This is a genomic window from Flavobacterium sp. (genome assembly GCF_020217025.1).
Classification (GTDB): domain Bacteria; phylum Bacteroidota; class Bacteroidia; order Flavobacteriales; family Flavobacteriaceae; genus Flavobacterium.
Genome location: NZ_JAIWOF010000147.1, coordinates 1 through 10,000 on the forward strand (window position 1 = coordinate 1; position 10,000 = coordinate 10,000).

The 10,000-nt window shown below is 33.1% G+C and carries 11 protein-coding genes and 1 pseudogene; 6 read left to right on the forward strand and 6 right to left on the reverse strand.

Translation table 11 applies throughout. The features are described 5' to 3' along the window. The 6 genes and pseudogenes from LDL23_RS07370 to LDL23_RS07395 form a co-directional block, all read left to right on the forward strand. Positions 1–111: pseudogene (locus LDL23_RS07370) on the forward strand (ketoacyl-ACP synthase III); the annotation flags it as partial. A gap of 67 nt (positions 112–178) precedes the next feature. Next, positions 179–703 (forward strand): methyltransferase, encoded by a 525-nt coding sequence (locus LDL23_RS07375; protein WP_291265124.1) that lies wholly within the window; start codon positions 179–181, stop codon positions 701–703. 4 nt (positions 704–707) lie between these two features. Then, entirely contained in the window at positions 708–1,556 is an 849-nt protein-coding gene (locus tag LDL23_RS07380) for a glycosyltransferase family 2 protein (RefSeq protein ID WP_291265125.1), read from the forward strand. Between the two features lie 8 nt (positions 1,557–1,564). Continuing rightward, the gene (locus LDL23_RS07385) at positions 1,565–2,578 is read left to right on the forward strand and encodes a hypothetical protein (RefSeq protein ID WP_291265126.1); all 1,014 of its coding nucleotides are present in this window, start codon (positions 1,565–1,567) and stop codon (positions 2,576–2,578) included. Positions 2,579–2,670: 92 nt separating this feature from the next. After that, the gene (locus LDL23_RS07390) at positions 2,671–3,417 is read left to right on the forward strand and encodes an ABC transporter permease (RefSeq protein ID WP_194095302.1); all 747 of its coding nucleotides are present in this window, start codon (positions 2,671–2,673) and stop codon (positions 3,415–3,417) included. Next, positions 3,417–4,187 (forward strand): ATP-binding cassette domain-containing protein, encoded by a 771-nt coding sequence (locus LDL23_RS07395; RefSeq protein ID WP_111567002.1) that lies wholly within the window; start codon positions 3,417–3,419, stop codon positions 4,185–4,187. Before LDL23_RS07390 ends, LDL23_RS07395 begins: the two co-directional genes overlap by 1 nt. Positions 4,188–4,189: 2 nt before the next feature. On the opposite strand, the gene LDL23_RS07400 is transcribed toward LDL23_RS07395, so the two are convergent. The 6 genes from LDL23_RS07400 to LDL23_RS07425 form a co-directional block, all read right to left on the reverse strand. Beyond that, positions 4,190–5,245 carry a mannose-1-phosphate guanylyltransferase gene (locus LDL23_RS07400; protein ID WP_026725689.1) on the reverse strand — a complete coding sequence of 352 codons (1,056 nt, stop codon included), beginning with the start codon at positions 5,243–5,245 and terminating at the stop codon, positions 4,190–4,192. Positions 5,246–5,263: 18 nt separating this feature from the next. Next, on the reverse strand, positions 5,264–5,872 hold the full coding sequence (locus LDL23_RS07405) for a SprT-like domain-containing protein (RefSeq protein ID WP_291265127.1): 609 nt from the start codon (positions 5,870–5,872) through the stop codon (positions 5,264–5,266). Between the two features lie 2 nt (positions 5,873–5,874). Next, a complete protein-coding gene (locus LDL23_RS07410; protein WP_291265128.1) occupies positions 5,875–6,558 on the reverse strand; it encodes an SDR family oxidoreductase in 684 nt (227 codons plus the stop codon). Further along, positions 6,548–7,510, reverse strand: a complete 963-nt coding sequence (locus tag LDL23_RS07415) for a M20/M25/M40 family metallo-hydrolase (RefSeq protein WP_291265129.1) — start codon at positions 7,508–7,510, stop codon at positions 6,548–6,550. The genes LDL23_RS07410 and LDL23_RS07415 overlap by 11 nt, the downstream gene beginning before the upstream one ends. Positions 7,511–7,582: 72 nt before the next feature. Further along, the gene (locus LDL23_RS07420) at positions 7,583–9,175 is read right to left on the reverse strand and encodes a 2-oxo acid dehydrogenase subunit E2 (protein ID WP_291265130.1); all 1,593 of its coding nucleotides are present in this window, start codon (positions 9,173–9,175) and stop codon (positions 7,583–7,585) included. Positions 9,176–9,180: 5 nt separating this feature from the next. Beyond that, on the reverse strand, positions 9,181–10,000 hold an 820-nt coding region (locus tag LDL23_RS07425; RefSeq protein ID WP_291265131.1), incomplete at its 5' end, for a thiamine pyrophosphate-dependent enzyme.

Here is a 10,000-nt window from a genome sequence, read left to right on the forward strand (position 1 = left end):
TTAATTGTAAACGGAGAATTAGAAGGACAAAACTTAAACAAAGGCGATGTTATTATTTTTGCATCTGTTGGTGCCGGAATGAATATTAACGCTATTGTGTATCAAATGTAAAAAAGTTGAGCGTTAGAAGTTAGAAGTTGGAAGAAAAAAGTAAATTTGTATTCCAATTTCAATTTCAATGTACGAAAAAACATATCCGAGCAAACGATTCAATATCACTTTAGATTTTCTAAAAAAACATATCAAACCTTCTGAAACCATTTTTGATTTAGGTGTTCCAAATCCTTTTTCAAAAATCATGGTAGATAATGGCTATTCGGTTATCAATACAAAAGGAGAAGATATTGATAACGACCAATCGGCGTTACAGAATGAAAACTACGAGGTGTTTACAGCTTTTGAAATTTTCGAACACTTATTAAATCCTTACACTGTTCTACAAAACGTAAAAGCGGATAAAATTTTAATTTCGATTCCTTTGCGCTTATGGTTTTCCCCTGCTTATCGTAGCAAAACCGATATGTGGGATAGACATTATCATGAATTTGAAGATTGGCAATTAGATTGGCTTTTGGAAAAAGCTGGTTTTAAAATTGTAGACCGAGTAAAATTCACACATCCAGTAAAAAAAATCGGATTTAGACCTTTATTGAGATGGTTTACACCGAGATATTATTTGGTTTATGCCGAAAAAGTAAAATAGTCAGATGAAATATTACATTATCATTCCTGCTTACAACGAAGAAGCTTTTATGAGCTTAACTTTACAATCGTTAGTAGAACAAACTGTTTTACCAACAAAAATTGTAGTGGTGAATGATAATTCTACCGATAAAACTCCGGAAATTGTTTCTGAATTCGCTTCCAAATACCCATTTATCACTTTAGTGAATAAAAAATCGGATGCGATTCATTTGCCTGGAAGTAAAGTGATTCAAGCATTTCATGAAGGCGAAAAAAATATCGATGATAATTATGATATCATTGTAAAAGTCGATGCTGATTTGATTTTTCCAAAGAATTACTTCGAAACCATAATCAAACATTTCGAATCTGATGATAGAATTGGAATGGCAGGTGGCTTTTGTTACATCGAGAAAAACGAGAATTGGGTTTTAGAAAATCTTACAGATAAAGATCACATTCGTGGTGCTTTGAAGGCTTACAGAAAAGAAACCTTCAAACAAATTGGTGGATTAAAACCACAAATGGGTTGGGATACCGTTGACGAATTACTTTGTAAATTCTACAATTGGAAAGTCGTAACCGATGAAAGTTTACACGTAAAACACCTAAAACCAACAGGTGCCAGCTACAACCAAGCCGCAAGATTCAAACAAGGCGAAGCATTCTATACTCTAGGTTACGGATTTTTTATCACAGCCGTTGCTTCTTTAAAATTAGCCATGCGAAAAGGGAAACCTTTATTGTTTTTAGATTACATCAAAGGTTTTTGGAAAGCCAAAAGAGAAAACAAAAACATGTTGGTTACACCTGAACAAGCTAAATTTGTTAGAAAATATCGTTGGAAGAAGATGAAAGAGAAGTTGTTTTAATTATTAATATGAGATACATCTTTATATTATCACTAATAACTCTATTTTCATTTGAAATAAATGATAACAAATCTAATCCGTACATAAATTATTCTCTAAATATAAGTCAAGCCGAATCTTTCATTTTAAATGACAATTATTCAGAAGCGCTTCAACATTACAAAAAAGCTTTTTCAATTAATGTAAAACCAATTGCAAAAAACTGTTTTACAGCTATGCAGATAGCAGCAATTGAAAACGATATGAATTTCTTCAAAAAAAGCGTAAAAAAAGGCTTTGAAAGAGGATTAATCCCTGAATATTTAACTAATGATAGTTTAATTGGAAGTTATATCTCAAAAAATAAAATCGAAAAAATAATCAATTCTCAATTTGAGATATCAAATAAAAAATATAAAAAAAGTATTAATTATAAGTTATTGGATGCAATTAACAAATTATCCGATTTAGACAATAAGTGGAAAATATATTACTTGGATTCGTTGAGTATTTATGATTCAAAAAACAAGGATATTTATTGGAAGAAATATGATAGTATTATTTCAAATATTGTTGATGTAAAATTAATTTCACTAATTACAAAATATGGATTCCCAGAAGAAAGAAATATTGATTTGAATTATTTAGGTATTAAAAGTTTATCAAACAAACCAAATTACGACTATTCTTTTGGAAACAATAAAACTAAACTTATTTTACTTCATTATTATTCCTATCCAAGAGACAAAAGTTATAATCAATTATTAAAAAACGAAGTATTTAAAGGAAACTTACAACCTGAAATCTATGCCTCAATAATGGATTTTCAATCTAAATTTAGCAATATTGACGAATATTATAATGAATGGCATCAAACAGAAGATACTAATAAATTTGAAGCTATAAATAAACGAAGATTAGAAATTGGACTGCTTCCATTTGAAGAAAAAAATCTTAAATTTAAACGAGGACAAAAAATCTGTAAAGAAAAAAGAGAAAATAAAAATCACAAACAAGTCAGACTTTTTTATTGGTGTGGTTAAAATTTAAGCCATTTTTAAAAAGGTAACTCATTTTCGAACAAAATATAGTATTTTTACTGCTTACTAGAAACTGAATACAGAACACTATCAAAATGATGCTCATTCGCTACTTATCGCAAATAGGAAAATACTTCATCATGTTGAAAGAAATTTTCAACAAGCCTACTAAATGGTCGGCGATGAAACAACTAATTCTTAAAGAAATTGATGATTTAATTATCGATTCGCTAGGAATTGTTTCTTTTATATCATTTTTCGTAGGTGGTGTTGTGGCAATTCAAACGGCATTAAACTTAACCAATCCGTTAATCCCAAAATATTTGATTGGATTTGCAACACGTCAATCGGTTGTTTTAGAATTTGCTCCTACTTTTATTTCCATTATTATGGCGGGTAAAATGGGTTCGTTCATTACATCAAGCATAGGAACCATGCGTGTTACAGAACAAATTGACGCATTAGAAGTTATGGGAGTTAACTCCCTTAATTACTTAGTTTTTCCAAAAATAATCGCTTTACTATTATATCCTTTCGTAATTGGAATGAGTATGTTTTTAGGAGTTTTTGGAGGTTGGATGGCAGCCGTTTATGGAGGATTTACTACAAGTTTCGAATTCACAACTGGACTTCAAACTGAATTTATCCCGTTTCATATTGCTTATGCCTTCATTAAAACTATTGTTTTTGCTTTCATTTTAGCTACAATTCCTTCGTTTCATGGCTATTACATGAAAGGTGGTGCTTTAGAAGTAGGAAAAGCGAGTACCGTTTCATTCGTTTGGACATCGGTAGTTATCATTTTAATGAACTTTATATTAACGCAACTTCTTTTAAGCTAATGATTGAAGTAAAAAATATCGTAAAAAAGTTTGGTGAACAAACCGTTTTAAAAGGAGTTTCAACTCGTTTTGAAGCAGGAATGACCAATCTAATCATTGGACAAAGTGGTTCTGGAAAGACCGTTTTCTTAAAATCATTATTAGGAATTCATACACCTGATAGCGGCACTATTTCTTTTGATGGTAGAATTTATTCTGAACTTTCTAATGATGAGAGACGTGAATTAAGAACCGAAATTGGAATGGTTTTTCAAGGAAGTGCCCTTTTTGATAGTATGACGGTTGAAGAAAACATTGGATTTCCACTAAAAATGTTTACTAATAAATCGGTTAAGGAGATTAAAGAGCGCGTCGATTTTGTTATTGATAGAGTTCACTTAGTTAATGCGCATCAAAAACGACCATCTGAAATTTCGGGTGGAATGCAGAAGCGTGTGGCGATTGCTCGAGCGATTGTAAATAATCCAAAATACCTTTTTTGCGATGAACCAAATTCGGGATTAGACCCAAAAACTGCAATTGTAATTGATAATTTGATTCAGGAAATTACACAAGAATACAACATTACTACAGTAATTAACACGCACGATATGAACTCGGTAATGGAAATTGGCGAAAAAATTGTGTTCTTAAAAAATGGTTTATTAGAATGGGAAGGCAGTAACAAAGAAATATTCAAAACCGATAACGAAGCCGTTACCGATTTTGTATATTCTTCAGAATTATTCAAACGTGTTCGAAAAATGTATTTGGAAGATGATGTGAAATAGTGCTATTGAATTTTAGATACTATTTGCTTGATATCTTGCTCTTTATTCTTTGGATAAATCAACAAAACGTCGTCTTTATCTACGATAATATAATCTGTTAAGCCGTCAATAACTACAAGTTTTTTTCCTTCAGTTCTGATGATGTTATTCGTTGCATTTTCAAGATAAACGGAAGCGTTTACTACGGCATTTTCTTGTTCGTCTTTTGGTAATTTATCGTATAATGAACCCCAAGTTCCTAAATCATTCCAATCGAAAGTTGCTGGTAAAACGTAAACATTTTGCGCTTTTTCTAAAATAGCATAATCCACTGAAATATTTTGTGCTAAAGGATAATTATCTCTTATAAAAGCTTCTTCATTTGGGGTATTTAAAGTCTCATAACCATTCATAAAATGATCATACATCACCGGTTGAAACTCTTCATAAGCTTTTAAAACGGTTTTAGCACTCCAAACAAAAATTCCAGCATTCCAAAGATAATTTCTACTTTGGATGAACTTTCTTGCGGTTGCATAATCTGGTTTTTCTCTAAACTGCTTCACCTTTTTAATTGGACGAGAATCTAATTTATCAAACTCGATATAACCGTAACCTGTATTGGCAAATGTTGGTAAAATACCCAAGGTCATTAAGTTTTCATCGCGCTCACAAAAATCAAAAGCATATTGAAGATTAGAACAAAACTGCACCTCATCTTCAATCCAATGATCAGAAGGCGCCACTACCATAACTGCATCTGGATTTTGCTTTTTAATTTTTAAAGAAGCATATAAAATACAAGGCGCCGTATTACGCATAGCAGGTTCTAAAACGATTTGCTCTTGTTGAATCATAGGCAATTGTTCCAAAACGATATCGTTATACAATTCATTTGTAAGAATCAAAATATTTTCTTTTGGTATAATTTGAGACAAACGAGTAAAGGTCTTTTGAATCAAAGTTTCACCTGTTCCTAACATATCGTGAAATTGCTTTGGAAACTCCGTTGTACTTACTGGCCAAAAACGAGAACCAACTCCTCCAGCCATTATGATTGCATAATAATTTTTATTCATTTTGTATATTTTTTGTTGCTAGAACTTATTCGGCAACAATTCGACTTCAGCATTGGGTTGAAACAAATACAAGCGTCCAGAACTTATTTCTAAACATTCGTATCGCTTAACTCGCAATGCTATTTTTTTGAAAATTTTTCCATTGTGAATTCTAAAATGACTTCCCATTGGAATTTCAAAGATATAATTTTTATCGGTTTCTTTTTGGTCAAATTGCTTTAAAGCGATGGCTAATTTTGCATCTGTATCACTACTCGCTTTCGGATTTCTAAAATGTTTGGCAAGTAATGGCAACAATTGATTTGGAAATATTTCAGGTCGAATAAACGGCACCATCATTCGTTGAAAAGTGAGTTTCCATTCATCTCCATGCGGTTTTATGTTTCGACCATATTTTTCGAAAGCTACCAAATGCGCAATTTCGTGAATTAGGGTTATTAAAAATCGGTATTTATTCAAACTAGCATTCACAGTAATCAAATGATAGCCTTGCGCATCTTTTCGATAATCGCCATGGCGGGTTTGACGCTCATTAACGATTTTTAGATGCACATGATTCGCTTTGATTAACTCAAAACAAGGATGAACCGCATGTTCAGGTAAGTATTTTTTTAATACGTCACTCAATTTTAAGGTGTTGAAGATGAAACTTGCAATACTTTTCCGTTATAATACTTGTTTCCAGTTAAGGCAAAATTAAAAATATAATCGGCCATTTCTTTTGCTGAAAGTGGCGCTTCGTAACCTGGAAAGGCTTCTTGTAACATTTCGGTATTTACGGCTCCAAGTGCTAAAACATTGAAAGCAATTCCTTGTTCTTTGTATTCTTCTGCCAATAATTCGGATAACGTAATTACAGCTCCTTTGCTTGACGAATATGCAGCTAATCCAGCGAATTTCATACTACCCTGAATGCCTCCCATAGAACTAATCGTCACAACATGACTTCCTTTTTCCATGAATGGAATACAGATTTTTGTTAATTCGGCAACAGCAAAAACATTGACTTTATATATGTTTTGGAATTCTTCTGAAGTAATTTGCGTGAACGTTTTATGCAATAAACTTCCTGCATTATGAATTAAAACATCAACTTTTTTCCAAGTTCTGTTAATGAAATTTTCAACCTGAAGTAATTCTTCTGGATTTGAAATATCAATTGACAAACAAGTAATGTTTGGATTTTCGATTAACTCTTTTGGTGTTTTTCGAGAAATGGCTAACACTTGATGTCCAGCGTTTGCAAATTGTAATGCTAACTCGTAACCTATTCCTCGAGAAGTTCCGGTTATGATGATGTTTTTACTTTTCATTTAATTTTATTTCTTTTTTTGGGGCGTTTATCATTCTTTCCAAAACTGGAATTGTTTTTGTAATCACAGTCGTCATGTGTTTGGTATCCATCATTTCAAACTCGTCATCAGGTTGGTGATAGAATTGAAAATTTTCAAAATCGAAAGTTGACACCGTTTGAGCTGGGACATTAAATTCGGTAAAAAACGGATAATTATCAGATGCTCTGAACAACATATATTTGGTTTCTATTGGCAAATATCCTACTAATTTCTCACCTGCATACTCGTTTATTAAAGATGCCATATTGGATTTTCCAAAACCAGTTAAATAGAAATCCATTCCTTTGTCTTTCATAGGCACTCCAATCATTTCAAAATTGAACATAAAATACAAATCCATTTTTTGTTCTTTCAATTTTGCAGCCAAATGTTTTGATCCTAACAGGCCTTTTTCTTCTGCTGAAAAGAATACAAAAAGTACACTTCGCTTATTGTTTTTAAATTTTGCGAAATATTTTGCTACTTCGGTTACTGCAGTAGTTCCAGAAGCATTGTCATTTGCTCCGTTTCCAATATCATCGCCATTTACAGCTGCAATTTTTCCAATATGATCATAATGCGCACCAATAATAACAAATTCATTTTTTAACTCTTTATCGTTCCCTTCGATATAACCAACTACGTTGTAAGAAGTTTTATCAAAATTAGAAAGTGTATCGCGATACGTTTTAAAATAAGGCTTAATTCCGTTCTCTTTTAAAAGATTTTCTAAATATACAGTTGCCAATTCAATACCCTCACTACCTGAATCTCTTCCTTCTAGTTCATCCGAAGTTAAATAAGACAAAGTTTTGATTACATTTCCTTCTTCAACTTGGTAATTAAAATTAGAAATGTTTTTCGAAGTAACATTGGTTTGTGCATGCAATGACAATCCAACAAAAGAAATTAGGAATATGATTTTTTTCATAGTTTATAGTTTTAAGTAAAAATAAAAAAATCCCGAGTAAATCGGGATTTTGTATGATAAATTTAACACTTATTAAGCTAACATCGTTACTGGATTTTCCATAAACGCTTTGAACGTTTGTAAGAATTGAGCTCCTGTTGCTCCGTCCACTGTTCTGTGATCGCAAGCTAAAGTAACTGTCATTGTGTTTCCAACAACGATTTGTCCATTTTTAACTACTGGTTTTTCAATAATTGCACCAACAGACAAAATAGCAGAATTTGGTTGATTGATAATCGAAGTAAATGATTGAATTCCAAACATTCCTAAGTTAGAAATAGTAAATGTACTTCCTTCCATCTCTGCTGGTTGAATTTTCTTAGATTTTGCTTTTCCAGCTAAGTCTTTCACATTTGTACCAATTTGAGTTAAACTCATTTGATCTGTAAATTTCAATACTGGAACCATTAAACCATCTTCAACTGCAACAGCAACACCAATATTCACATGGTGATTGATAACCATTGCATCTTCTCTCCATTGTGAATTTACTTGTGGATGTTTTTTCAATGCCATCGCACTTGCTTTGATTACCATATCATTGAAAGAAACTTTCGTATCTGGTAATCCATTAATCATATTTCTTGAAGCAATTGCATTGTCCATATCCAACTCGATAGTTAAATAATAATGCGGTGCCGTAAATTTAGATTCTGACAATCGTCTCGCAATGGTTTTACGCATTTGCGAATTTTTGATTTCTTCTTGGAATACTTCTCCTGCTGGAACAAATGGTTTAACTGCTGCAACTGCATTTGTAGCTTCTGTAACCGCTTGAGATGGAGTTACAACTGCTGATGGTGAGAAATTCTCCACATCCGATTTTACAATTCTTCCATTCTCACCTGAACCTTTTACTTGAGACAAGTTGATTCCTTTGTCTTGGGCAATTTTTTTAGCTAATGGAGAAGCGAAAACTCTACCTGAAGTAGTTTGTTCTACAACTGCTGCTTCTTGAGCAACTGCTTTTACTTCCTCAACTTTTGGAGCTTCTACAACTGCATCTACTTTATAATTAGCTGCAATTCCTGAAACATCAGTTCCTGCTGGACCTAAAATAGCTAAAATTGTATCTACTGGAGCAGAATCACCTTCTTGAACTCCAATATATAATAACGTTCCTGCGTTGAAAGATTCGAATTCCATCGTAGCTTTATCGGTTTCGATTTCAGCTAAAATATCACCTTCTTTTACAGTATCTCCTACTTTTTTCAACCAAGTTGCAACTGTTCCTGTTGTCATAGTATCTGACAAACGAGGCATCGTTACTACTTTCACACCAGCTGGAATTTCAACTGCTGCTGAAGTTGGTTTTGCTTCTTCAACTACTTTTTCTTCTTTAGTTTCTGTAGCAGTTCCTCCATTTAATAATGCTGAAATATCTTCACCGGCTGCTCCAATAATTGCTAATAAAGAATCTACTGGAGCCGATTGACCTTCTTGAATTCCGATGTGTAATAAAACACCGTCATAGAAAGATTCGAATTCCATTGTAGCTTTATCCGTTTCAATTTCGGCTAAAATATCACCTGTTTTGATTGTATCACCCACTTTTTTTAACCAAGTTGCTACAACTCCTTCGGTCATCGTATCACTCAAACGGGGCATTGTTATAATTTGTGCCATAGTTCTTATAATTTATGTGGAATGAAAGGATAATTTTCTTGTTCGTACACTACATCATATAACTGTTGTGCTTCTGGGAATGGAGATTCTTCAGCGAATTTCTCACATTCAGCCACTAAATCAGCTACTCTTTGATCGATTGCTTCGATTTCGGCTTCTGTAGCGTAGTTATTTTCTTTGATTACATCTAAAACTTGAATAATTGGATCGATTTTTTTGTATTCTTCCACTTCTTCTTTCGTTCTATATAATTGTGCATCAGACATTGAGTGTCCTCTGTAACGGTATGTTTTCATTTCTAAGAAAGTTGGTCCGTCTCCACGACGCGCTCTTTCCATAGCTTCGTGCATTGCTTCAGCCACTTTTACAGGATTCATTCCGTCAACTGGTCCACAAGGCATTTCGTATCCTAAACCAAGTTTCCAAATATCAGTATGATTAGCCGTTCTTTCTACAGAAGTTCCCATAGCATAACCGTTGTTTTCAACGATGAATACTACTGGTAATTTCCAGTTCATTGCCATATTAAAAGCTTCATGTAAAGAACCTTGACGCGCAGCACCATCTCCAAAATAAGTTAAAGTAACTCCGCCTGTTTCAAAATATTTATCTGCAAAAGCAATACCTGCTCCTACTGGGATTTGCGCTCCAACGATACCGTGTCCTCCATAAAAACCATGTTCTTTAGAGAAAATATGCATCGATCCACCCATACCTTTTGAAGTACCTGTTACTTTTCCGTACAATTCTGCCATAACTTTTCTTGGATCTACACCCATTCCAATTGGCTGAACGTGGTTACGGTAAGCGGTAATCATTTTATCT

Excerpts from the sequence above, each read along its gene's own strand:
- LDL23_RS07415 (WP_291265129.1), bottom strand. The coding sequence starts at position 7,510 with ATGAAAAAAATCATATTCCTAATTTCTTTTGTTGGATTGTCATTGCAT.
- LDL23_RS07380 (WP_291265125.1), top strand. The coding sequence starts at position 708 with ATGAAATATTACATTATCATTCCTGCTTACAACGAAGAAGCTTTTATG.
- LDL23_RS07400 (WP_026725689.1), bottom strand. The coding sequence starts at position 5,245 with ATGAATAAAAATTATTATGCAATCATAATGGCTGGAGGAGTTGGTTCT.
- LDL23_RS07410 (WP_291265128.1), bottom strand. The coding sequence starts at position 6,558 with ATGAAAAGTAAAAACATCATCATAACCGGAACTTCTCGAGGAATAGGT.
- LDL23_RS07390 (WP_194095302.1), top strand. The coding sequence starts at position 2,671 with ATGATGCTCATTCGCTACTTATCGCAAATAGGAAAATACTTCATCATG.
- LDL23_RS07375 (WP_291265124.1), top strand. The coding sequence starts at position 179 with ATGTACGAAAAAACATATCCGAGCAAACGATTCAATATCACTTTAGAT.
- LDL23_RS07385 (WP_291265126.1), top strand. The coding sequence starts at position 1,565 with ATGAGATACATCTTTATATTATCACTAATAACTCTATTTTCATTTGAA.
- LDL23_RS07420 (WP_291265130.1), bottom strand. The coding sequence starts at position 9,175 with ATGGCACAAATTATAACAATGCCCCGTTTGAGTGATACGATGACCGAA.
- LDL23_RS07395 (WP_111567002.1), top strand. The coding sequence starts at position 3,417 with ATGATTGAAGTAAAAAATATCGTAAAAAAGTTTGGTGAACAAACCGTT.